General features: G+C 34.4%; 17 protein-coding genes. 14 read left to right on the top strand and 3 right to left on the bottom strand.

Features of this window, described 5'->3' with window-relative positions; all coding sequences use genetic code 11:
- Positions 1 to 59 precede the first annotated feature (59 nt).
- The 7 genes from bsdtb5_RS14765 to bsdtb5_RS14735 all read left to right on the top strand — a co-directional run bounded on the left by bsdtb5_RS14765 (position 60) and on the right by bsdtb5_RS14735 (position 10605).
- A complete protein-coding gene (locus bsdtb5_RS14765) occupies positions 60 to 920 on the top strand; it encodes an amino acid ABC transporter substrate-binding protein (RefSeq protein ID WP_271712743.1) in 861 nt (286 codons plus the stop codon).
- A 37-nt stretch (positions 921 to 957) separates the two neighbouring features.
- Positions 958 to 1614, top strand: coding sequence for an amino acid ABC transporter permease (locus bsdtb5_RS14760; RefSeq protein ID WP_271712742.1), 657 nt, complete (start codon positions 958 to 960; stop codon positions 1612 to 1614).
- Between the two features lie 15 nt (positions 1615 to 1629).
- Positions 1630 to 2382 carry an amino acid ABC transporter ATP-binding protein gene (locus bsdtb5_RS14755; protein ID WP_271712741.1) on the top strand — a complete coding sequence of 251 codons (753 nt, stop codon included), beginning with the start codon at positions 1630 to 1632 and terminating at the stop codon, positions 2380 to 2382.
- 254 nt (positions 2383 to 2636) lie between these two features.
- Positions 2637 to 4406, top strand: a complete 1770-nt coding sequence (locus tag bsdtb5_RS14750) for a PAS domain-containing protein (RefSeq protein WP_271712740.1) — start codon at positions 2637 to 2639, stop codon at positions 4404 to 4406.
- A gap of 253 nt (positions 4407 to 4659) precedes the next feature.
- Complete coding sequence (locus bsdtb5_RS14745) at positions 4660 to 5436, top strand: GNAT family N-acetyltransferase (RefSeq protein WP_330611673.1); 777 nt, start codon at positions 4660 to 4662, stop codon at positions 5434 to 5436.
- Between the two features lie 245 nt (positions 5437 to 5681).
- The gene (locus bsdtb5_RS14740) at positions 5682 to 8348 is read left to right on the top strand and encodes a DEAD/DEAH box helicase (RefSeq protein WP_271712739.1); all 2667 of its coding nucleotides are present in this window, start codon (positions 5682 to 5684) and stop codon (positions 8346 to 8348) included.
- Positions 8349 to 8361: 13 nt separating this feature from the next.
- Positions 8362 to 10605: an ATP-dependent helicase gene (locus bsdtb5_RS14735; protein ID WP_271712738.1), complete on the top strand. Its 2244-nt coding sequence runs from the start codon at positions 8362 to 8364 to the stop codon at positions 10603 to 10605.
- A 97-nt stretch (positions 10606 to 10702) separates the two neighbouring features.
- On the opposite strand, the gene bsdtb5_RS14730 is transcribed toward bsdtb5_RS14735, so the two are convergent.
- Positions 10703 to 11623 (bottom strand): DUF2935 domain-containing protein, encoded by a 921-nt coding sequence (locus bsdtb5_RS14730; RefSeq protein ID WP_271712737.1) that lies wholly within the window; start codon positions 11621 to 11623, stop codon positions 10703 to 10705.
- A 281-nt stretch (positions 11624 to 11904) separates the two neighbouring features.
- Between bsdtb5_RS14730 and bsdtb5_RS14725 the strand changes: the two genes are divergently transcribed.
- From bsdtb5_RS14725 to ltrA, 4 genes are all read left to right on the top strand, one after another.
- Positions 11905 to 12813 (top strand): DUF2268 domain-containing protein, encoded by a 909-nt coding sequence (locus bsdtb5_RS14725; protein WP_271712736.1) that lies wholly within the window; start codon positions 11905 to 11907, stop codon positions 12811 to 12813.
- On the top strand, positions 12810 to 13541 hold the full coding sequence (locus bsdtb5_RS14720; protein ID WP_271712735.1) for a MerR family transcriptional regulator: 732 nt from the start codon (positions 12810 to 12812) through the stop codon (positions 13539 to 13541). The genes bsdtb5_RS14725 and bsdtb5_RS14720 overlap by 4 nt, the downstream gene beginning before the upstream one ends.
- 96 nt (positions 13542 to 13637) lie before the next feature.
- Entirely contained in the window at positions 13638 to 14285 is a 648-nt protein-coding gene (locus bsdtb5_RS14715; protein ID WP_271712734.1) for an FMN-dependent NADH-azoreductase, read from the top strand.
- 764 nt (positions 14286 to 15049) lie between these two features.
- Positions 15050 to 16468 carry a group II intron reverse transcriptase/maturase gene (ltrA, locus tag bsdtb5_RS14710; RefSeq protein WP_271712004.1) on the top strand — a complete coding sequence of 473 codons (1419 nt, stop codon included), beginning with the start codon at positions 15050 to 15052 and terminating at the stop codon, positions 16466 to 16468.
- Between the two features lie 158 nt (positions 16469 to 16626).
- Here ltrA and bsdtb5_RS14705 read toward each other — a convergent pair whose 3' ends face one another.
- Together bsdtb5_RS14705 and bsdtb5_RS14700 are read right to left on the bottom strand one after the other, a co-directional pair.
- Positions 16627 to 17460, bottom strand: coding sequence for an MBL fold metallo-hydrolase (locus bsdtb5_RS14705; protein ID WP_271712733.1), 834 nt, complete (start codon positions 17458 to 17460; stop codon positions 16627 to 16629).
- Positions 17461 to 17487: 27 nt separating this feature from the next.
- Positions 17488 to 20781 (bottom strand): GH36-type glycosyl hydrolase domain-containing protein, encoded by a 3294-nt coding sequence (locus bsdtb5_RS14700; RefSeq protein WP_271712732.1) that lies wholly within the window; start codon positions 20779 to 20781, stop codon positions 17488 to 17490.
- A gap of 363 nt (positions 20782 to 21144) precedes the next feature.
- Between bsdtb5_RS14700 and bsdtb5_RS14695 the strand changes: the two genes are divergently transcribed.
- The 3 genes from bsdtb5_RS14695 to bsdtb5_RS14685 all read left to right on the top strand — a co-directional run bounded on the left by bsdtb5_RS14695 (position 21145) and on the right by bsdtb5_RS14685 (position 24708).
- Positions 21145 to 22080, top strand: coding sequence for an ABC transporter permease (locus tag bsdtb5_RS14695; RefSeq protein ID WP_271712731.1), 936 nt, complete (start codon positions 21145 to 21147; stop codon positions 22078 to 22080).
- 17 nt (positions 22081 to 22097) lie between these two features.
- Positions 22098 to 23000 carry a carbohydrate ABC transporter permease gene (locus tag bsdtb5_RS14690; protein ID WP_271712730.1) on the top strand — a complete coding sequence of 301 codons (903 nt, stop codon included), beginning with the start codon at positions 22098 to 22100 and terminating at the stop codon, positions 22998 to 23000.
- 178 nt (positions 23001 to 23178) lie between these two features.
- Positions 23179 to 24708, top strand: coding sequence for an ABC transporter substrate-binding protein (locus bsdtb5_RS14685; RefSeq protein ID WP_271712729.1), 1530 nt, complete (start codon positions 23179 to 23181; stop codon positions 24706 to 24708).
- Positions 24709 to 24847: the final 139 nt, after the last annotated feature.

The raw sequence follows: 24847 nt of genomic DNA, 5'->3' as shown, positions 1-24847 counted from the left end.
ATTAAACCAATATGTATTGTATATAAAACTTTAAAAACAAAAAGATGGAGGAAGCATGTATGAAGAAGAGCAAATTATTAGTAGCGGCATTAACATTATCAATCGTTCTAGGAGGCTTAGTTGGATGTTCATCAAAAGGATCAGATAAAGCTACATCAGGACAGAGTAAAGCAACATCAACTGCCACTAAGGAAGCTAAAGATAATTCAGATAAAGATTTACTTACTCAGATAAAAGAAAGGGGAACCTTATTGATAGGTACAGAGGGTACTTACGCACCTTATACATATCATGATGAAACGGGAGAATTAGTAGGTTATGATGTAGAAGTAGCAAAAGCAATTGCAGAGAAGTTAGGTGTAAAAGCAGAGTTTGTTGAAAGCAATTGGGATTCACTAATCGCTGGTCTTGATGCGATACGTTATGACGTAGTCATCAATCAAGTTACCATAACGGATGAACGTCTTGAAAAGTATGATTTCTCCACACCATATACCATCTCAAGAGCTGCCTTAATTGTTGGCAAGGATAATAAGGATATCAAGACTTTTGAGGATCTTAAGGGTAAGAAATCAGCACAAGGATTAACAAGTAATTATGCCACTCTTGCAGAAAAATATGGAGCTGAATTAGTAAGTGCTGATGGATCCTTTAGTAAATCAATAGAACTTGTGTCTACAGGAAGAGCAGAAGCAACAATCAATGATCAGGTATCCTTCTATGACTTTTTGAAACAGAAGCCAGATGCATCAGTTAAACTTGTTGATACATTAGATGATGCTAGTAAAAATGCAGTATTAATCCGTAAAGGAAATGAAACTTTCGTTGAAGCAATCAATAAGGCTTTGGATGAATTAAGTCAGGATGGTACCTTATCGAAAATATCTAAGAAATACTTTGGTGAAGATGTTACAAAATAAAGATTAGATTGATCTAAAAGGGGGAGCCAAAATGCACATGAGTGAAAGAACCATAGAGATATTAACAGAATCTTTTTGGCCGATTGTGAAAGCGGGAATACAATATACGATACCTTTAACGTTAATTTCATTCCTGATTGGTTTAATCATTGCTATAATCGTTGCGCTGATTCAAGTTGCTAATATTAAAGTGTTAAAGCAGCTTGTACAGGTATATGTATGGATTTTTCGTGGTACACCTATGCTAGTTCAGATTTTCATTATTTTCTTTGGTTTGCCTAAGATGGGTATTCTATTGGATCCTTTTCCGGCAGCAATCATAGCCTTTTCATTAAATGTTGGTGCTTATACTTCGGAAACAATCCGCGCAGCCATATTGTCTGTACCAAAGGGGCAATGGGAAGCAGGGTATGCATTTGGAATGACATTTTCACAGGTTTTTCGAAGAATTATCTTACGACAGGCAGTAAAAGTATCGATTCCTCCTTTATCCAATGCATTTATCGGTCTGGTAAAGGATACATCATTAGCATCAACGGTTACACTTACAGAAATGTTCATGGTAACACAGAGAATCGTTGCGTATCGATATGAACCACTTCTGTTATACATTGAATTAGCTGTAATTTATCTATTATTATGCAGCATATTAAACATATTACAGAAATATCTGGAGAAGAAGTTGGTACATTAGAATAGGGGTGAGATTATGTTGAACGTATCGAACATTCATAAACGTTTTGGTAATAATGAAGTACTAAAAGGTGTTGATCTACATGTGGAAAAAGGAGATGTTATTGCAATTCTAGGTCCAAGTGGTTCAGGGAAAACAACATTTCTTCGATGCTTGAACTTCTTAGAACGGGCTGATGAGGGCGAGATTACGCTAGGTGATATCACAACCAAATGTACCAAAGCGAGCAAGAAGGACATTATTAATATAAGAAAAAGAACAGGATTTGTATTTCAAAATTATAACTTGATTATTACGAAAACAGCTATACAGAATGTCATGGAGCCTTTGCTTGTAGTTCAAAAGAAATCGAAAGAGGAAGCAAAAAGAATTGCCATGGAGGCGCTTGATAAGGTGGGATTATCAAATCGCTATGATTTTTATCCGTCTCAATTATCAGGAGGACAGCAACAACGTGTTGGAATTGCAAGAGCGATTGCAGTCAACCCAGATGTCATATTACTGGATGAACCAACATCTTCGCTTGACCCGGAATTAGTAGGGGAAGTTCTAAGTGTAATTAAGAAAATTGCAAAAGAAGGTACGACAATTGTAATTGTCACTCATGAAATAGCTTTTGCTAAGGAAGTGGCGAATAGAGTGGTTTTTATGGAGGGTGGTAAGGTAGTAGAAGAAAATAATTCTAGCGAATTCTTTAGCAACCCTCAGAATAAGAGAACGATAGAATTTTTGAACCGATTCTTGCCTGAGTATAATTACTATATATAGATTAGTTGTGATTGTAAAGTAAATTAATGATTTAAGGAACGTATATTTGAAGTATTACCTATGTTAAAACCTAGCATCTGTGGGACAATAGTTTTGTGCCATAGATGCTTTTTATTATGTGTTGCTATAGCAACATAATACTCGCTAGATATATGATAATATTTAGTTAGAGAAAACTAACTGTTTAGAAATTTAGTATTATGTATAGAATAAATGCATATTTATTTCAGCCATTGAGCATGAAAGGAGATCCTATGAAAAAAAATATTGATTATATCACAATAGACGGACGAGGAGAACATGAAACATTTCGAGATTGTATTACTCAGAAGATGAAGGAACTAAAGACTGGTCAAGGTATACATGTAATTAAAGATTTTGAACCATTTCCCATGTATAAGATGATGGAAGAAAAGGGTTTTGATCATTTGGTGGAAAAGATAAGTGATGAAGAATATCATGTATATTTTACACCAAAAGAAAAACTAAAAAAGATTCCAATGGGAGCGCATCTTAATTTAGAGGATAGTAAGATTGAGAAAATAGTAAACATTAAACTTAGATATTTGAATGGGGTAATAAGTAGGGAAGATGCAAAAAGGGAACTGGCAGAGTGCTGTGATAAGATTACAGCTCAAGAATTTGCAATTTGTGAACAATACCTTCAGGAGTATGGAATTAGCGATGAAGAGTTAGCTGAAAGGATGGATGAAATTCTGGATATTTTCGGTGACTTACTAGAAGGTAATATGTTAAAACTTGCACCAGGACATCCAATCCAAACCTATATGGATGAGGTTGAGGCTATAAGAAAGCTAATTAGTGAGATGACAGATAAGCTTCAACAAAAATTTATAAAGAATGAATGGATGGAACTTTATGATAAATTAGAGGAAATTAATATACACTTTTCAAGAAAACAGAATCAATTATTTTCTGCTTTGGAGAGAAAAGGATTTGATAAACCATCAAAAGTTATGTGGACTTTGGATAATCAGATCAGAGATATGATTAAAACAGCTAGGAATTATTTGATTTCAGATCAGGATGAGGCTTTTTTAAAACTACAAGATGAGCTAATTCAAATGATAGAAGATATGATGGTAAAAGAAACAGAGATTCTTTTTGCGACATCAATGGAACTGTTGTCCTATGAAGACTTTGTGCAAATGAGAAAGGGAGATGATGAGATTGGGTACTGTCTCATTGATAATCCCAAAGCTTTTGGTCCATTCAGTCAACAAGAGGAGAAGAAAGAAAATGAAATGGATTTTCTATCAGAGCTTACCAACCTTCTTCAAAAGTACAGCATGGTACCCCCTAGTTCAAAAGATGAACAACTAGAGGTGACTCAAGGAAAGCTTACTCTTGAGCAGATTAATCTTATCTTTAAGCATCTTCCTGTAGATTTATCCTATGTAGATGAAAATGATATTGTTAAATTCTATAGTGATACGAAGCATAGAGTATTTCCAAGAAGTAAAGGAGTTATTGGCAGAGAGGTTCGTAATTGTCATCCAAGAGAAAGCGTTTCAACCGTAGAAGAAATCATTCGTGCCTTTAGAACTGGGGAACAGGATAAAGCAGAATTCTGGTTGGAGATGGGTGATAAGTTTATTTATATCATTTATAACGCAGTACGCGATGAGCAGGGAAATTTTAAAGGAGTCCTTGAAATGATGCAAGATGTTACAAAAATCAGAACATTGTCAGGAACTCAGCGTTTATTGTCATGGAACGATAATAAAAAGGAAGAATCTGTTGTAAACAGTACACAGCATGAGAATCCATACAATATTACTGAGGACACCATAATTGGTCAACTGGTAAAGGAGTATCCTTTTATAAAGAACTTTCTGATCGGATTATCACCTAAGTTCAATAAATTAAAGAATCCAGTCTTATTTAAGACCATGTCTTCCATGGCAACTATTAAGATGATCAGTGAACGAGGAGATATTCCTGTTACAGAATTCATAGATAAAATTGTACAAGAAATTGATAATAAAACTAAGATTCAATAATAGGGAATTATAATACAGAAAGAGCAAAACTCAGAGGGTTAATTAATCTTATGAATTTTGCTTTTTTTAGAGCCTAAAAGTTAGCATCCCATAAGATATATTGAAAATAAAGATAGGTATGGAAAAGTATGGTATAATATGTTATTGTATGTTAAATGTGGAATTTATTAATTATATAGTGAACTATCAAGAATATATACGTAACAATAATGTATTTAATATTCTTTGAAAAATATCTAGATGGGAGTGTTATATGATGACAAATAAGGAAATGTTGCAGATAGCAATGCAACAGTCAGCTATCGATATGAGCTGTAATAAGGAGGATTACGAGAAAAAGGAAAACGTAGTTGTAATTTCAAAGAATCACCCAGAAGGCAGGAAGTATCTTGAATTACCTTTTTATTGCAATCTGGCGTCTTACGGAAATAATGTGGTGGCATCTGTTAGTTCTGAAATAAAGGAAAAAGTGGAAGCTTATATTAATACATATCCAATAGAACATTGTTTTGAAACACCCAACTTATATGTATTAAATGATGCATTACAAGAACATGATATGAGCATATGTTTCATGGCAGAATATTTTCTACCTGATGTAAATTCTCTAAAAAAGCTTGATTGTGAATTCACATTGAAAGTACTAGAACAAAAAGATTTTAATAAGTTATATACACCAGAGTGGAACAATGCCCTTTGTGAATCAAGAAAGCAATTGGATGTATTGGGTGTCGGAGCTTACGATGGTGATAAATTAATTGGTCTAGCTGGATGTTCTGCTGATTGTGAGATGATGTGGCAGATTGGTGTGGATGTATTGCCAGAGTATCGTAGAAAAGGAATTGCAACAGCGATTACAAGTAGTCTTGCTATAGAAATACTTGATAGAGAAAAAGTTCCATTCTATTGTGCAGCCTGGTCTAATATTAAGTCAGTGAGAAATGCTATAAAAAGTGGATTTAGACCAGCTTGGGTTGAAGTTACAGCTAAGAGTAATGAAACTGTTAATAAGATGAATAGAAAAGGGTAATATGGTGAGTTGCCTGACAAGATTATAAAATAGGTCATTTGTCAATAGTAAATGAAAAAAAATAAATATGTTAGGAATAGTAGCAATTAGTAAATATACCAAATATAACTTAACATCTGAATCAAATATTCAATAACTTATTAACTGCGAAAGTTTGGGCTAAGAACAAATGTTTGCAAGGTGTAATCAAAAATGCTATAATGTTAAAAATACACTCTTATCAAATATAACAAGGAGCCCTATCCATGGAGATTAAAGATTTAATTATATATAACAAGACGATTCCAGCAAGACAAGCACAGTATGCTAACTTCCCAGACAGCCTGTCAAAAGAACTGGCAGAGTATCTTACGGAGAGGGAAATTCATCAATTATATTCTCATCAGGCAGAAATGTTTGAGAAAGCAATGGAGAAGCATAATATCGTAATTACGACGTCAACTGCAAGTGGTAAAACATTGAGTTTCTTGCTTCCAGTATTGCAGGAGATCCTAAGTAATCCATTAGCTCGAGCGATATTTATCTATCCAACGAAAGCTTTAGCAAGTGATCAGTACCGAGCAATTAAACCATACCTTGATTATTTTGGAGAAAATCGAATCTCGGCGGGTGTTTACGATGGAGATACCCCGGTGAATGAACGAAGCAGAATTAGAAAAAGTGCTAATATAATTCTAACCAATCCGGAAATGATAAATGGTGCATTTTTACCCAATCATAGTAAGTATGGCTTTGATTTTATCTTTTCCAATTTAAAATATGTAGTAATAGACGAACTTCATACCTATCGCGGTGTATTTGGTTCTCATGTAGCTAATGTATTTCGAAGACTGGGACGTGTATGCAATTATTATAAGGCGGCGCCTCAGTTTTTATGTAGTTCTGCCACCATTGCGAATCCAGTGGAACTTGCTAGAGAAGTCTGTGGAAAGGAATTTATTCAGATTGATAAGGACGGCTCTCCAGCAGCGATGAGAACCTATTCGTTAGTACAACCACCGAAGATTGAAGGAAATGATGGAAAGTATTACGGACAATTACAAGCAACTTCGATTGCAGCAGAACTAATTCCAGAGCTTGTTGAAGAAGGTCATAGCTTTATTGCCTTTGCAAAGTCAAGGAGAAACGTAGAGGTCGTGTTAAAGGAAGCAAGGGATAAGTTAGACACAGAAAGTTTTTTTGGAACATCTTATGCAGATAAAATCTCTGGATATCGTGGCGGTTATACGCCTATAGAACGTAAAGAAATCGAAAATAAGATGATAACAGGGATATTAAGGGGGTTGGTGTCCACCAATGCACTGGAACTTGGAATCGATATTGGAAATATTGATACAACAATTCTTGTTGGCTATCCAGGAACGAGAGCTTCCTTCTGGCAGCAGACAGGCCGAGCTGGAAGAAGTGGTATCAGTTGTAGGAATTATCTGATAATGGAAAGCCTCCCTTTTGATCAATATATTGGAGTTAAGCCAGATTGGTTATTTGAAAGTGCTAGTGAGAACGCCGTAATAGATAAGAATAATCTATTGATTGAACTTGCTCATATTCGTGCGGCAGCAGCAGAGATTCCATTGACACTTGATGACATCTCGGTATTCCCTGATCTTGGGGAAACTATTCCAATTCTCCTTCGAGTAAATGAATTAGCAAATCAGAGTGGTAAGTTTGCATGGAAGGGTAATGCATTTCCAGCAGGTGATTTTAGCTTACGAAATATTGATAAGAACAGATATAAATTAATGAATCGTGAAACCCATCAGGAGATAACAGAGATGGATGAAATGCAGGCATTTCGTGAACTACATGATGGAGCAATCTACATGCATGATGGCATGCAGTATCAGGTATTGAATCTTGAAATAGAGAGTAAGACTGCATTTGCAATTCCTTTTCAGGGAAATTATTATACGATGCCAGGTGGCAATACGGACATTAAGATTATCAAACAGCATAGAGAACAGAATTATGAACGGAGCAGACTTTACTTTGGGGATGTTAATGTAAATGATATCGTCTTTATGTATAAAAAGTTACAATTTCATAATCACCAGAATCTTGGATTTGAACAGCTTCCAAAGCCTTTATCGAAGGACTATGATACAGAAAGTACTTGGATACATATTCCTGATAATGTGGTAAGTGTTTATCGTAAATTATTACAGGAAAGTGGAAGTGGACAGCTGATTCGTAATAACCATTTTGAAGGCCTTTGCCATGCTATTAAGAATGCAACGAGGATGGTAACTATGACAGAGGAAGAGGATATTGGAGTCACGATGTCAACCAATGCCATCGGTATGATTGAAGATCCCCACGGTGAAGTGTTCCTATTTATATATGATCAGTTTGTTGGAGGCCTTGGTTATGCAGAAAAGGCATTTGATCTAATACCAGAGATTATTGAGCATGCAATTGCAATGGTAGGTGGATGTACTTGTGAAGATGGCTGTGCTGCCTGTGTCGGAGATTATAAACTGAATAAATCCATAGTATACTGGGGACTAAAGAGTTTGCTTGAAGAGCTTGAAGCGCCTAAGAATATTAAGCTTGTTGAATATGCAGAACGAGCAGTGAAGAAGAAAGAATTTCGCTTCGAAGAATTACCACAGAGGTGGAACGAATTCTGTGCTTATCTACAGGAGACGGGAGAGTCTTTTGCAACATTTTTAAATACCATTCCTTATGTATCTGCTGAAAATGGGACTTTAACTTTATATACAAGCAATACATTTTATAAAGAGTGGATCTTAGAGGAGAATAATAAAAAAGGTATTCTTAATATCCTTTCATTTTATACAGAAGCACCCAAGGTGATCAAACTTTGCATTTCGGTGATAGAAGAAGATACAGATAAGAAATCAGATCTAAAGAGTAAACTGAAGAAACGTTATGAAAAGTTAGTGGAATAGGAGGACTATTTCCTTGGATTATAAAAAAGAACTGGATAAATTAACGGATAATCAGAGAGAAGCTGTGTTTGATGAAAGCAACGTTTGTTTAGTAAACGCTAATGTAGGAAGTGGAAAAACTACTGTTCTGATATCAAAAATCATCTATCTACATTATGTGAAGCAGATTGATTATTGTGATATGGTGGTATTAACTTTTACCAATAAAGCAGCTAACGAAATCAAAGAGCGATTAACCATGTTAGAAGAGAATCTAAATATGGAAGATCTTCGGTTTTTTGGAACATTTCACAGTGTAGCATTATATTTATTACGAGAATTACTTATGGTGGATCAATTAGGATATCAAAAAGATTTCTTCGTGATTGAACCTGATGAAGAAGTAGATATTGCATTACGGATTATTCAAGAGGAAAAGCTTAAGATTAAGTACAAGAACCGTTTGAAAAAGCGCTTGGAGCAAGAAAGGGTGTCCAGATATCAGGATGATCTGATAGAATTAAGAGAACGGTTGCAGAAGGAGAAAGTATCCCAGAATAAGATGACTTTCTCTGACCTTCTATTGAATACAGTACATTTATTAAAAGAAGCCTCTATAACACCCAAATGGGTGATTATTGATGAAGTTCAAGATAGCGATAAGATGCAGCTGGAATTTATCGATGCATTAATGAATAAGAATACTAGAATCTTTGCAGTTGGAGACCCGAACCAGGTGATATATAGCTGGCGTGGTAGTGCCTTTAATGTATTTTATACTTTAAAGGATAGGTATCAGGCAAGAGAGTTATCGCTATCTGTTAACTTTAGGTCCAACATATCCATTCTAGAAGTTGCAAAGTGCTTCTTGCAAAATGGTGGGCGCTTAACGGGTAACCGAGAACGTGGAAATAAGATTATTGTGAAGAGACAGTATGATTCCTTTCAAGAGGCTTGCTATTTAGCGGATCGAATTAAAGAAATTCATGATACGGGGATTCCTTATAAGGAAATTGCTATATTTTATCGTCTACAGAATCAGTCGACAATACTAGAAAATGTCTTCTCTAAGAATGGAATACCTTTTGACGTATCATTAAAAAAGACAATACAGGATATACCTGTACTAAACTGGACAATGAAACTACTTCGATTTGCTATGAATGAGAAAGATATTTCATCTGGAATATACGTATTGAGTCATAAAGATTATGGGGAACGAATCACGGAAAAAGCTGCTGCGAAGCTATTGAAGGGTTGCTCTGACATGAGTCATTTAAATCATGGAGATATGTTTAGCATAGATCTTAACTTTGCAGAAAAAGAAGATTTCTTTGAAGAATCCTTGCTGCAAAGAATGCTTTCTTTTCGAAAGAGATTTTCTAAGGTGGAGATACCAGAAGTGGATGAAATCTATCAATATTTTTCATTTGATACACACCTTCATCCGACAGCAGCATCCTATCAAGAGGATAAAGAGCTGGTAAAAGAATTGCTTCGTACACTAATAACATACATCAACGAACATAAGATGTCCTTTTTGGAGGGACTACAAGATTTTATTAATTCATCTTCATTATATGGCGTAAATATTTTAAATAAAGATATCAATAATGAAGCAGATACGGTTAAATTGATGACACTTCATGCGTCAAAAGGTCTGGAATTTTCTTATGTATTTATTATCGGTGTGAATAATGGTTTGATACCATTGCAGGCAAAAAGCTTTGAGGAAGAAGATGAAGAACGTAGATTGCTCTTTGTTGGAATTACGAGAGCAAAGGATAATCTGGAATTATCCTATTATACGAACCCGGATACTTATCGAACAATGGCTGGGGAGAGTCGTTTTATCCGTATGATTCCAAAGCACTTAATCGAAAGTGATGATATAGAGCGTGAAAGCGTAAATTTACAAGAGTTAAAACGGCAGATTCTAGCTGAAAAGAATGTTAAGATGGATATGATAAAGAATTCTGATAACTCTACTAAGACATTATTAGAAGATAATGAAGTAGATGTTGAAGACAATCAAGTAGAAGATAGTGAAGTTCAAGTTGAGAAGATGAATGAAGAGGTTGAAGTAAGAGAAATACATTCAACTCATAATGGGAACGAGCTTCTTACACCGAATGAATTACCTGTTAGAAAAGTTTCACATGCCAAGTATGGTATTGGTACAGTGACCAGAGAAGATGATTTGATGATCACTGTGCTATTTAAAGCTTACGGCAAGAAGGAATTTATGAAAGCATTTAGTGAATTGAAGGAAGAATGAGAAAGTATAATATTTTGATTAAATAAAGTTAGGATACTAACTGAAATATTAAGATAATTAAAGTAGCCTGTTGAATAACGTCAACAGGCTATTTTAATTATCTAGAAAATATTTTTAATAATCTTAAATAATGACTTGCTTCTCGTACAGTATGATCAGCCAATAAAGGAATAATAATTGATTTTACTTTGCATTCAAGAATCCCCTCAGTTCCTTGAGCTTTAAAATTAAGAATATCTCTTGTTGCTGCTAAGCTATCAGCAGTTACTTTTTCAAATGGAATTGTATTATTCATTGCCAGTTTAGCTTCTTTTGTTAATTGGTCAAATTCATTGCCAAAATTATTTGCTGTATTGATTAAATCACCTTCAGTAGGGTCTAGTAAACCACGAATAAATTTTGAGTGTTCAGCCATTATTCTATTCCAGAATAATTCTTGTACTAATGCTTCGTTTTCAATATCATATTCCTCTCCAGTTTGTAAGTGTTGAACCATATTTAAATATAATTTAGCTTCACGTAGGATATGATCGATTAGAAGAGGGTAATTCATAGTAAACATTTTGCAGGACAATACATTGGTTAATATCTCTGTTTTAAACCTTATAAGAGAAGATATTAATTCTATAGCTTCCTGGTTTATATCATAAACTATTTGGTCTATTCTCTGATGCATAGAATTAGTTCTAGCCCCTGTTAAGTTCATCTCAGCTTTAGTTAAATCAGTAGGAATATGGACATCAGTGTAAAAAGAGGAAGCCATTTCAGCGTTAAGGGTATACTGTGTAAATACTTCGCCTGAATTAAGAACATCTTGGCTAACTACTCCATCCGATATTGCTATTACTTGACATAATAACTTGTCAAATTCTTTCCGAAAAGCATCTGCTTTCTCCGTATAACTAACATCTCTAGGCGTAAAACCTAACTCTAGAAAGAAGGAATGTTCCTTCATTATTCTTCCGAAAAATAAATGTAATTCTAATGATTGACGTGCGAATTCTCTGTTTGAAAACATCTCAAACCTCCACTATAAGATATAGTTTATAATATGAATTCAATTTTAAGATGTGAAGATTTTGGTTTGGGGTGATTCAACTGGTTATGATAAATACTTGGTATAATAATGGAATACTAGCTTTCAAAGTGCGAATTTAATATTGCAATCAAGATTTTAACATTTGATTTTACATAATATTAATAAAAATTAGTTGACTCTCACGTTACGTGATAGTGTACTGTAATATTTGAAGTAAATACATTTAACGATATATTAAGAGTGAAAAGGGGTAATTAAATATGAATATTACAGTATTACGTTCAGATGAGATCTATAAAAAAATAATAAATGCGAAGAACGAAGATAAAGAGAACATTTATCGTTACGAATTAATGAAGCCTTTCGAATATAAGTGGCAGTGTATTGGTGTGCCACTAGAAGCGCAGAATGATGGAGGGTATGATGTTATATCAGCTAGTACAATGGGGGGAGGATATCATCCTGCCCAAATTACAGAAAAGATGTTAAAAGAAGTTGATAAGATTAGTGAGGAATCTTTTTGGGATAATTGTGTGAAAAGTATTCGTAATACATTAGAAGGATTTGAAAGAAATGGAATCATACTACTAATACAAAATTATATCTTTACTGTACTTTTAAATGATCCGCATAATCCCATGTCCACAATGACGGGAGATTATTGTGGAGATGGAGGTATTCCAGGGTATATATTCGGAACAATCATACCGAATGAGACATCGATAAAAATGTTACCAGTTGCTTTGGCACATGAAGCGAATCACAATGTAAGATGGCAATTTATGAAATGGAGCTCTGAGATATCATTGGCTGATATGATCATTAGTGAAGGTCTTGCTGAGAGCTTTGCAGCATATATGTATGGCAAAGATAAAGTTGGTAAATGGGTAAAGGATACGACAGATGATATGCTTCATGATATAATAAAACCATTGATAAAAGAAAATCTATATGAAAAAGATTTTAATAAATTATCATTATATCTATATGGAGATGATATTATGGCAATGCGTGGAATTGAGCCAGCAGGGATACCTTACTGTGCTGGTTATGCATGCGGATATGCATTAATCCAGCATTATCTGAATAAGACTGGAAAAAGCATATATGAAGCTACCATTACATCTACAGAAGATATTTTGAGAGAAACGGAGGATTTTTGGAGTTGAAGATTAATGAAGTTGCAAAGTTATCAGGTGTAACAGTAAGAACTCTTCATTATTATGATGAGATTGGATTGCTTAAGCCAAATGAAACAACGGAGTCTGGTTATCGTCTCTATACCAAAGAGTCCCTAGAAACCTTGCAGCAGATCTTATTTTTTAGAGAAATGAACTTTCCACTATCACAAATCAAGGAAATCATGACGAATCCTAATTATGATAAAGAGCAAGCATTGAATAAACATAAAGAATTACTTTTAAAAAAGCGTGATCGCATAGATAAATTGATAACACTTGTGAATCACACGATAGAAGGAGAAGTAGATATGAGTTTTAAAGAATTTGATATGACTGAAATAGAAAAAGCTAAGAATCAGTATGCTACTGAGGTAAAGGAGCGTTGGGGACACACAGAAGCTTATGCTGAAAGCGAGAAAAAGACAAAAAATTATGATAAAGAACAATGGAGTCAATTAAATGAGGAAGGGGCTTCTATATTAAAAAGATTCGGAGAGAACCGCCATAGTAGACCAGATAGTGATAGCTCAAGGGAACTTGTACAGCAATGGAAGGAGTACATTACGGACAATTTCTATACCTGTACGAACGAAATCTTATCAGGATTAGGGTTAATGTATATTCATGATGAAAGATTTAAGAAAAATATTGATAAGTATGGAGAAGGGACTGCTGAATATATGGCGAAATCAATTGAGGTATTTTGTGATAACTAAAGATAAAAATTTATATTAATTAATACGATATATTTTCACATATTTCCGAATTCCATTACAGATAATATGTAATGTGACAAAAGGAGGAAATAGTGAATGATAAAATTACTTTATATTGTAGCAAATTCAAAGCCAGAAGAAATATCAGCAAGTAAAACAGTAGCCAGGGCATTAGTAAATCATATTATGGAGAAATATGAGGATGTTACTCTAGAGGAATTAGATCTATATAAAGAATATATTCCAAGACCAAAATATAGCTATTTTAGTAGCCGTAGTACATTAGTGAGTGATGAAACTCTATTAAAATTAGAACCTATGGAACAGAATGATGTAAAACAAATGGAGAAATTATGTGATCAGTTTGTATCTGCGTCTATTTATATTGTAGCATCTCCAATGTGGAGTCTATCATTTCCAGCGGTACTAAAAGATTATATCGATTGTATCATTCAATCAGATAAAACAATAGTTTTTAAAGAGAATAAGCCAGAAGGAATATTAAATGATAGGAAACGTACTTTTATATATGTTCAATCCTCTGGCGCTAATATACCTTGGGTCATGAAACCTATTCTTGATAAAGGGTTAAATTATGTGGAAGATATTATGAAGTTTATTGGAATTAGTAAAGTGGATGAACTTTTAGTAGATGGTACAGGTACTACTGTAAAGGAAAAATCAGAAGCGATAGAACATGCAAAAAGTAAGATAGACGGTATTATAGAGCACATACAATGTTAGTGAGTGACCTGTTTGGGAGGTAGTCTAGGCAATTTGCACAAAACAGAAAAACTCATGCTTCATTGAATATGTATAAGAAGATCTAGTTCTCAGATCATTTCATGTAAAACATATGCTAGGACAGATAACTCACTTTGCTCAGACAGATCTGTCCTAGCATATAACACGAAATGATCTGAGAACAAGAACTTCTAATACATACTCAAAGGCGTATTCACTTTTTCTGTTTTGTGCAAATTGCCAGGCAAGATTTTGAAACAGGTCATTTGTCGGGCGACTCATAGAATTAGCATATAGGAGTTCATGGGAAAATAAATAGACATAACATTACAAGGGCTGCCAAATGACAGTCCTTGTTTATGTAGTGCGCCTAGCGGCGCACGTTTCTAATGGGTGAAAGTCCCTAATCCGCCCTAGTAGTGGGAAGGATACAGCCAAAACCAAGGGTGTCCATCGTGAGGTGGAATCCGAAGGAAGGTGGAGGCAAATCTCTGGTCTGACGAATAGAAATCACATCAGGCTACAGTTAAGGATAAGGTTGCTACTCAAACCGAAGTCCTATAACTACTCGGAATTAACTGTGGTAAATGTGGCAGATGGATGGAGAGAAAGAAACGTGTGGTACCTAGGGAGGTCTCGTCAGCAGATGGAAACAGAGTATGAAATCTGTAGTAACAACGAATGGCGAGAAGTCAGCAGAGGTCATAGTACTACTGTGGTTGCAAACATAGTAGGAAGGACTGAACTTTAGGAGATGTGAGTAAATGAATGTAACCAAAGATGGATTTAAGAACAGACAACTTCATAGAGAGGACTATCTGCAAACGGTATCTGCGGAACAGAAAGAGTATGCAGAAGTGTTTGCCCATCAAAGGATTGCTGAAAACAACGACATCATCACAGATTTTCAGACGGACAATCTAATGGAACAGATTTTACACAAAGATAACCTTAACAAGGCTTTCAAGAAAGTGAAATCAAACAAAGGAGCAGGCGGTATTGATGGAATGAGCGTGGATGAACTTCTAGGCTTTCTGAGAGATAACCAAAGGCAACTTATCCAACAGATAAAAGATGGAAAATACAAACCAACCCCAGTCCGTAGGGTGGAAATACCCAAAGAAACAAAAGGCGAGTTTAGAAAACTGGGAGTACCAACAGTAGTTGACAGAGTATTTCAACAAGCGATTACACAGGTACTTTCTCCAATCTTCGAGAAACAGTTTTCTGGAAACAGTTTTGGTTTTCGACCAAACAGGGGTGCACACGATGCACTGAAACAATGCCAAACGAATGTCAACGATGGCTATGTATATGTGGTAGATATGGATTTGGAAAAGTTCTTTGACACAGTGTGTCAAAGCAAACTCATAGAAGTTCTATCACGAACTGTCAAGGATGGGAGAGTAATATCGCTTATCCACAAATATCTTAATGCTGGTGTTATTAGCAAAGGGATGTTCGAAAAGACAGAAGTTGGTATGCCACAAGGCGGACCATTGAGTCCTCTTCTAAGTAACATAATGCTGAACGAGTTGGATAAGGAACTGGAAAACAGAGGACATAGGTTTGTTCGCTATGCAGATGATTGTATGATTTTCTGCAAAAGTAAGAAAAGTGCAGAAAGAACCTTGAACAACATAGTGTCATACATTGAGGGAAAACTATTCCTAAAAGTAAATCACTCAAAGACGTGTGTGGCACATATAAGCAAAGTCAAATACCTTGGATATAGCTTCTATAGATACAAGGGAAAATGCAGATTTCGAATACACCCAAAATCAGTAGTTAAGATGAAGAATAAAATCAGAGAGCTTACTGACAGACATAATGGATGGGGAAATGAATATCGAGCACTGAAATTGACACAGTTTATTAGAGGGTGGATAAACTACTTTGGATTAGCAGATATGAATAAAATGCTAGTGGAGATAGATAAATGGTTACGCCATAGAATAAGAGCAATCTATTGGAAACAATGGAAGAAGACAAAAACGAAATATCGAAAACTAAAGGAACTAGGTATGAACGAAGCCTTTATAAAATGGCACGCAAATATGCGCCAAGGAATATGGAACTGTAGCAACAATAGAATGGTACAGTTTGCCTTGAATAATGAAAAACTCAGAGAATGGGGTTATCCCACATTCTCTGAGTTTTACTTGAAAATATGTGAAAACTAAAGAACCGCCGTATACCGAACGGTACGTACGGTGGTGTGGGAGGTCGGTAGATAAATTAATTATCTACCTCCTACCCGATTGTTTATATATTTGTAAATCATCAATAAAGATCATCGGTTAAGCATTATGTAGCATATCAAATAATACAAAAAAGTTATCTATATCTCGATTATCATCCCATCATATGCTACTTCAAAACCATGTTTCTTAGCAATCTCTACGAATTCATCATAGATAGCACCACCATTATGTGAAAAATGAGTTAGAATAAAGAGTGTATTTTCATCAGCGCATCCAAGTTCTAACATCTTTTCTTTCATTTGAATATTTTCGTCTAATCCCATATGGCTATAACAACCTGGATTAGGTCCCATGGTACAATCAAAACTTACAACATCAAAGTAAAGATTTTTGATATTCTCTAAGGTATCATTAGAAAAGAGTCCAGAATCATTACCATAGAACAATCTTTTTCCGTCTGTATCTGTGATGGAGTAAAGCATGCAATTTTCTCTAGGATCATGACTTGCTTTTAATGGAAGAACATCATAATTAGAGGCCTTAAATGGTGAAAACGTCTTAATCTGTTCAAAAGCTACGCAGTTTGGTAGATTTTCAGAATCATCTTCCTTTTCTAGCATGTTATGAAACATAGATTCACATTTTTCGTTTCCATATATCTTCATTGGATTCTGATCTCTATCATATGCATATGGAACTGCGCGTAGGATAAGTTCAGTTGGATAGAAATGATCTGTGTGAGAATGGGTTAGCAAAACAGTTTCAATTTTAGCTAAGTCAACATCGTATTCCATAGCATGATAAAATGTATCTGGACCAAAATCAAAAAGTAGATTGTCGTTAATTAACATTTGCGAGCGAGTACGATAATTTCTTCCTTTTGCCTTACGCGCTCTTTCACAGTTGCTACAGTGGCAAAAGAGTGCAGGCCATCCTTCAGCAGCAGCAGTTCCTAGGTATTGAATTCTCATTGCAATAACCTCCTTATATGATTAAATTTATTTCGTATATACTTTAATTATATCACCAGATGCTAATAAATCTTCTTTTTTAATTAAGATACCACCATGTCGATATGGATTATTAAGTGATGTATGAGGTATCTCTTTATCGCCATTTATTGCAATTAGTTCATTTGCTTCTGATATATGGAATTCAAATGTAATTGTTTTGCCAAAACATTGATAAGTAAAGGTAATGCCATTTAATTCTTTTGGTAAAGCTGGGTCAAGGATAAGTCCTTCTTTTGCAAATCGAATTCCTAGTACGTTTGATACTAATTGTCTAAAATAGATTCCAGGGCCGCTTGAATATAAGCGCCATCCTCCTTTTACCTTAATCTGTCCTTCTCTTAATAAGTCAAAGTTTTTCTCATATTCATAACGGTCATTATAAGCTCCATCTGAGCTACTAAAATATAAGTTGCTTTGACGGATATTTGCATTTTTAACAGTATGTTGGATTAAGATTGGGTTAATCACAAATAAGGAATCCCAAGCTTCTTTGTGTTCACCTAATTTCGCCATTGCCTCGATATAACGAATGTGTGCATGAGTATATTGTAGACTGATTTCTCGACCAACATTAGCTGCTTGCTCAGCGCGTTTGAATAAATGACTTACGCCACCGTCATAATGTGCAGGGCAATCCATTAAACGAACTCCATCAGGGCATTTTAAATGTTTGTGTATTAACGATACATTTTTATCAGCCTGATTTTTATCTACAAGTTCAGCAATAATGCTTCGTGTCATTGGAAGTAGACGATAATGGATTCCCGTTGAATTATCATCTGGATGTAACATATGTTTATAACCGTTATTACATTCTAGGAAACCAGCAACAACATTGTCTTTGATTAATATATCGTGGAAGGAATCTTTTACTATGTTGGCTAGTGATTTTAGTTCCTTCGCTAGTTCTACATCAACCATTTCTAATGCATGTCCTAAGGTTAGGAAAGTCTGATATGCAAGAGCAACAGTCCATGAACTTACTAATTTCTCCTTTAATTCTTCGCTTGCAGGTTGAAGCGTATCGTCCCAATCACCACCAGCGTAGGTAATCAATCCAGTGCCTTTTATAAACCTAGTCTCCTTAATATTACTAAGCGCATAACGAATGTGTTCAAGTAAGGATTCTTGACTTTCAGGTGCATTAAAGTATGGGAGAACTTCGGCTAAGATGGATTCGTCTCCCGTCGCCATAATGTAATCAGCAACAATTTTTAATGGCCAAAAGACTACATCGCCATGGCATTCACCTGCATTTACAGTGTAACGGTCGAACATAAACCATTGAGGCCATTCTCTGCTATTAATATCTTGATGCGAGTATATATTAAGGATAATTTGTTTTGCTAAATCATAATTTTCGGTTGCAAGGAAGAATTCCATTGGTCCCTGACAGATATCACGGGTTCCCCATGCAGCACCACCAGGCTGTTCGAGGCCATGTGGCATTGAAAAGTGTATCATAGCATTATGGGCATACCAATATGCAGTTTGGTTTAAGATATCAATCTGTTCATTATACTGATTTGGGTGATTTAATTCAAATCCACGTATTAAGGATTGATAGAACTCTAAAGCAGATGCTTTCTCTGTTTCAAAACTATATTGTTTATTAGATAGTTCTTCATCATCAGACAAATAACCATTAATTCTTAATTCGAATCCTGAGTTTTGCTCCAGTGATATTGTTAAGAAGGTTTCATCAAAAGCAATACCTTCTTCAAAGAAGATACGATCATCACTTAACGTATATGTCTGTCCTGGTAGAGTTAAGTCATAGTGAAGACCTGGATATTGATCGGTATCTAATTCAAAGCGAAGACCATCTTTAATCGTGGTATATTCGATATCCTTTGTATATTCATTGTTACCCATAACAATTTGATTCGTAATGATATAATCATAGGATTTCTTTTCTTCACTTGATACTTCCATAACAAGATCAGAATGAGAAGTGCATGTGTACACAGTGATAATAAGAGTGTCATCTGAAAGTTTATAATACCACTTGGAGTAGTTCATACCCATCTCATATAAAGAAGGTAAAGTTAACAAACGATATTTACCATCAATACGTACATACATACGCTGTCCACTGTTCTTTAGTAGATTTAAAAATCCTCTTGGAGTAGATAAAAACTTATGAAAATCGGTATTACCAACAACTACATGGCTATTAAATACTCCATACATGTATTGTGTAGAAGATATCAAATGACTATCCACTTCCTTATTATTAGGAGGAGTTATGATTATTGTTCCATGAGGACGTTCTACGAGGCACTCCTTATCTTTCGTAACGATATGAGAGTGGTCTTTGGTAAAGAAAGAAAGTAGTGCATCTTCTTTGTATTCCTCTAACTTACGTTCAGGAAAGCGTGCGTTTATCTCTTCTTTGGTAAAAGGCTCTGAACAATATGGCGCTGCAAACGAACTTTTTAATGTTATTTTTTCTGTAGCTACGTAGTTCTCGGATATTTTGATAGATTCGACATATGCTGATTGGATTGTATCTTTATATTCTATTTCTTTTATTGCATCCTCATGATTAGGTAAGAACATACCGTAGAAAGATAAAGCGTGTTCACCATTTAATTGGATTTTTTCTGTCTGCAATGCAATATAAGAAAACTCATATTGTAGATTGCAGTCTTTTAAATCGCTTGTTAAAATCTCAGCAACATTAGTTTCTTTATAAGATAAGCCAAAGAATTGTAATCCATCGGTTGAAAAATGGACTGCTTTAGAACCAATCACACCTTGTTGAATGTATGGAAAGGAACCTGAATTTGGCATATTCTGTCTTGAACAGATAACATACCCATTGTCACCTTCGAATACAGAATGTCCTAGATATTCAGACATATATAATTCATTGGAGAATACACCAGTAGCAGTACCAATTCCAATATCCTGTCCATACACTAAATCTACAGTCTTTTGATAACCATCTAGGTTAATGTTCCAGAACCAGATATTATTCACTGGTCGAAAAGTTACCTTATAGGAAATATCTTTTATAGTTCCTTCGTAACAAAGGCTATTCTTTGTAGAGGATAATGTACTGTTTGATTGTATACCAAGTAGAGGATAAGCAGTAATGGATTCATTTTCATAAATACGAAGGTAGATGTTATTCGCAGAGCCATCTTTTATGTTACCTCGAAATTGATTTACTAAATATTCATCCCATGTAAATGTGAAAACATCGCCAGTGGGAAGAAATTTATAGCTCATGTCATCTTGGTTAAAGCTTATAAAAGAGTTGATTTTGTTCATAATTATGTTTGTCCTTTCTGTGAATTGTTGATTTATCTATATGGAAACGTTTCCTTGAAAATATGAAAATACAATGAAAACATTTCAAATGATTAAGAAAAGTATAAAATATAATTGAAATAATGTCAATAACAACGGAATATTTTACAATAAAATCTTTACTAGATTATTAAAAAACACTAAAATGTACAAAATATGTTTGACATTGATATGAAAAGGTCATATAATAGTCACATAAAATACAATTTAAGTGATTGTGAAAACGTTTCCATAGTGAATAATTACAAATTCACAAGAAAACTAAAAAAAGAGATAAGAATCCTTGAATTGTACGAAATAAAATGATGAAGGGCAGGAGAAAAAATGAACAAAGTGAAAGGTCATTTTAATAGTTTTTGTCATGAACTTAGACGCAAGCGTGTCTTATATCTAATGATCTTACCGGTGTTAATTTATTTTATTGTATTTGCTTATATACCAATGCCGGGTGCATACATTGCTTTCGTTGATTACAACATTGGTAAAGGAATATTTAATAGTGAGTTTGTAGGCTTTAAGAATTTTGAGTTTTTAATGAAGACAGGAGATCTTTGGAGAATAACAAAAAATACGATTCTTTATAACATAGCTTTTCTAGCTTTAACGAATCTATGCCAAGTTGCGTTTGCAATCATGATTTCCGAACTTAAAAACAAATGGTTTAAAAAGTTATCTCAATCAATCATTTTATTACCATATTTTATTTCAATGGTTATTGTAGGATTTTTTGCTTATAACATGTTTAATTATGATCATGGCTTTGTTAATAGTATTTTAACAAACCTTGGGTTGCCAAAGCATGACTTCTATTCAGATCAGGGAATTTGGAAATACATAATAGTATTCTTCAAGATCTGGGCAAGTACTGGCTATGGTATGATAATTTATTTGGCATCCATTACAGGTATTAGTAGTGAAATCTATGAAGCAGCAGCTCTTGATGGAGCGAGTGCATGGCAGAAGATTCGATGTATTATAGTACCTTTATTAAAACCAACTATTATTCTATTATTCTTATTTGGTTTAGGTGGAATACTAAAAGGTTCTTTTGACTTATTCTATAATTTAATAGGTAATAACTCGGTTCTATATCAACAAACAGATATTATTGATACATTTGTATTTAGAAGCTTAGTCGGACAGTTTAATTTCTCACAAGGTGCTGCCGTTGGTTTCTATCAATCAATATTCGGGCTTGTTCTTGTATTAGTTGTCAATGCTATTGTTAAGAAGATTGAGCCAGACAGTGCGTTATTCTAAAGAAAGGATAATGAAGTATGAAAAATAACAACAACAAAAAACCAATTGGTAAAGATGAAATAAGAATGCATATCGTTTTTTACATTTTAGTTGGTATATTCGCATTAATATGTTTATTCCCATTTATACTTATGATTACTTCTTCCTTTATGAAGGAAAAAGAAATTATAACAGAAGGATATAAGTTGATTCCTAAGAGCATTAGTTTTAGTGCCTATCAATTTTTATTTCTTAATCCAACAAAATTAATATCTGCATACCGCGTTACAATAACAATTGCTGTTGTTGGAACTGCGCTAGGACTATTTCTTATGTCAATGGCGGGATATGTCTTATGCAGAAATGATTTTAAATATAGAAATCAAATCGCATTTTTCATCTATTTTACAACGTTATTTAGTGGTGGTTTAATTCCTTCCTATATTCTTATGGTAAATGGATTAGGCTTAAAGGATAGCATCTGGGCACTTATATTACCAGGCCTTATGAGTCCTTGGTCAATATTTCTTATGAGAAACTTTATGAAGTCGATTCCAGATTCCTTATATGAATCTGCGGCAATAGATGGTGCAGGAGACTTTTATATTTATTGGAAGATCTTTATGCCACTAGCAAAGCCATCGCTTGCAACAATCGGGCTATTCTTAGTTCTTGGATATTGGAATGAATGGTATAATGCAATGCTTTATATTCAATCTACTGATAAGTATCCATTACAATATTTCTTACAAAAAATTGTAAGTCAAGCTAACGTTCAACTGTTAGTTCAACAGGGGCTCTCTATTAATACTGCAGATTTACCTTCGGAATCAATAAAGATGGCAACGGCAGTAGTTGCAATAGGACCAATTATTCTAGCATATCCATTCGTTCAAAAATATTTTGTGAGTGGGTTAACAGTTGGTGCTGTTAAAGGTTGATAATTTGCTGTACATACAGCTGATTATAGATAATCAATTGTGTTAAGGGAGGAATAGAATCATGTTTGAAGTATGTAAAGAATGGTAAAAACCTAGGATTACCACAATTATGTACGGAATGTATTATTCGATATCAGCTCAAACACAAAGTACTTAAATTATTAAGGAGGATGTTTTTATGATGAAAAAAATAGTTTCAACATTATTGGTGATGGTAATGTGCGTAGGACTTTTATCTGGCTGTGGTAGCAAGGATTCTAATTCAGGTGATAAAAAGACAGCAGATGGTAAAGTGGATACGTCCAAAGAAGTTAACTTAGTTCTATATCTATATGGTGGTGAAGGCGTTGCTAACAAAGATATCTTAGCTGAATTAAATAAGAAGTTAAAAGCAAGCATAAACACAACGCTTGAAGTAAAATACATTGACTGGGCAGATGTCAATACAAAATACCCATTATTATGGACATCAGGTGAACAATTCGATATGGCATATGTAGCCACTAGTGCTGCAGTTCCATATTCTACTTTAGCAAAGCAAGATGCTCTTGTAGATATTTCGGATATGATTGATACTTATGCACCAAAATTAAAAACAGAATTAGCAGATAGATGGAACAGTGTTAAAGTAAATGATAAAATCTATGCAGTTCCAAATAACTATAGTGAATATACTGCATATGGATTCATAACTCGTAAAGATATAATGGACAAGTATGGTATTTCAAGTATCGCTTCTATTGCTGATATGGAAACATATATGGATGATGCTTTAAAAGAAAAAATGGTTCCACTTAACGGAAATTCTAATTTAGCAATGGATCTTTACAGAATGTTAATCGGAACTACAAAAGATTGGATTGATGCTCCTGGTATTCCATCAGCAGAAATGTATCTAGCAGCAGGAAAAGACGATGCGGGAAATGTATTCCATCCAGCATTTACAGATGAATTCGAAGCATTTGCAGTAAAAATGCATGAATGGGCACAAAAAGGATATTGGACGAAAGACGTATTATCTGCAGCTCAAGATGATAAGGATAACTTCTATAATGGCTTATCTGCATCTTATATTAGTCACCAACCAGACTGGACAGGTAACTATGGAAATCAGATGAAAAAGTTACCAGGTGTTGATACTGAATTCTATACTTTCCCAGCTACAAATAAAATTATTAAATCAACTGGTGTTGGTGCAGCAACTGCAATTAGTGCAAATTCTAAATATCCAGAAAGATGTTTAATGGTAATTGAAAAATTAATGACAGATAAAGAATGTTATGATTTATTCCAATATGGTATTGAAGGCAAACAATACGTATTAAGTAATGGTAATGTTACACAACCAGCTGGCTTTAATGCAGAAAAAGATGGTGGTGGATTTGCAGGATGGGCATTCCGTACAGATAAACTTAATATTCCAGCTGCAACCGAAGATCCACGCCGTTATATTCTTAACAAAGAATGGGAAAAAGATGCAATTGATAGTCCATATATCGGTTTCAACTTTGATAGTACTAAGATTTCATCGCAATTATCAGCGATAGCAAATGTTGATTCTCAACTTGGAATCCAGATTCTATTAGGAAAAACATCAGATCCTAAAAAATCAGTTGCAGAATATAGAAAACAGTTAAAAGCAGCAGGAATTGATGATGTTATTAAAGAAGTGAATAAACAATATAGTGATTTTGCTGCAAGTAAATAATTAAATAAAAATGGTAATTAGGCGGGGTAACGATGCATTCTGAAAGTTACATGAATGGAGTTAAACTGCCTATTTATCAATAGTGATAAGCAATATACTATAGTATTTAAAGTGAAAAAATGGTAGAATGTGAACAAGA

This window comes from Anaeromicropila herbilytica, assembly GCF_016591975.1.
Taxonomy (GTDB): Bacteria; Bacillota; Clostridia; order Lachnospirales; family Lachnospiraceae; genus Anaeromicropila; species Anaeromicropila herbilytica.
The sequence above is the reverse complement of the archived record's forward strand: the minus strand, read 5'-3'. Positions and strand labels throughout refer to the sequence as shown.

What these genes read in the sequence shown, in the direction of transcription:
- bsdtb5_RS14765 (WP_271712743.1), top strand. Translation starts at nt 60, where the DNA reads ATGAAGAAGAGCAAATTATTAGTAGCGGCATTAACATTATCAATCGTT.
- bsdtb5_RS14750 (WP_271712740.1), top strand. Translation starts at nt 2,637, where the DNA reads ATGAAAAAAAATATTGATTATATCACAATAGACGGACGAGGAGAACAT.
- bsdtb5_RS14700 (WP_271712732.1), bottom strand. Translation starts at nt 20,781, where the DNA reads ATGAACAAAATCAACTCTTTTATAAGCTTTAACCAAGATGACATGAGC.
- bsdtb5_RS14760 (WP_271712742.1), top strand. Translation starts at nt 958, where the DNA reads ATGAGTGAAAGAACCATAGAGATATTAACAGAATCTTTTTGGCCGATT.
- bsdtb5_RS14730 (WP_271712737.1), bottom strand. Translation starts at nt 11,623, where the DNA reads ATGTTTTCAAACAGAGAATTCGCACGTCAATCATTAGAATTACATTTA.
- bsdtb5_RS14715 (WP_271712734.1), top strand. Translation starts at nt 13,638, where the DNA reads ATGATAAAATTACTTTATATTGTAGCAAATTCAAAGCCAGAAGAAATA.
- bsdtb5_RS14695 (WP_271712731.1), top strand. Translation starts at nt 21,145, where the DNA reads ATGAACAAAGTGAAAGGTCATTTTAATAGTTTTTGTCATGAACTTAGA.
- bsdtb5_RS14755 (WP_271712741.1), top strand. Translation starts at nt 1,630, where the DNA reads ATGTTGAACGTATCGAACATTCATAAACGTTTTGGTAATAATGAAGTA.
- bsdtb5_RS14690 (WP_271712730.1), top strand. Translation starts at nt 22,098, where the DNA reads ATGAAAAATAACAACAACAAAAAACCAATTGGTAAAGATGAAATAAGA.
- bsdtb5_RS14745 (WP_330611673.1), top strand. Translation starts at nt 4,660, where the DNA reads ATGATGACAAATAAGGAAATGTTGCAGATAGCAATGCAACAGTCAGCT.
- ltrA (WP_271712004.1), top strand. Translation starts at nt 15,050, where the DNA reads ATGAATGTAACCAAAGATGGATTTAAGAACAGACAACTTCATAGAGAG.
- bsdtb5_RS14705 (WP_271712733.1), bottom strand. Translation starts at nt 17,460, where the DNA reads ATGAGAATTCAATACCTAGGAACTGCTGCTGCTGAAGGATGGCCTGCA.
- bsdtb5_RS14725 (WP_271712736.1), top strand. Translation starts at nt 11,905, where the DNA reads ATGAATATTACAGTATTACGTTCAGATGAGATCTATAAAAAAATAATA.
- bsdtb5_RS14740 (WP_271712739.1), top strand. Translation starts at nt 5,682, where the DNA reads ATGGAGATTAAAGATTTAATTATATATAACAAGACGATTCCAGCAAGA.
- bsdtb5_RS14685 (WP_271712729.1), top strand. Translation starts at nt 23,179, where the DNA reads ATGATGAAAAAAATAGTTTCAACATTATTGGTGATGGTAATGTGCGTA.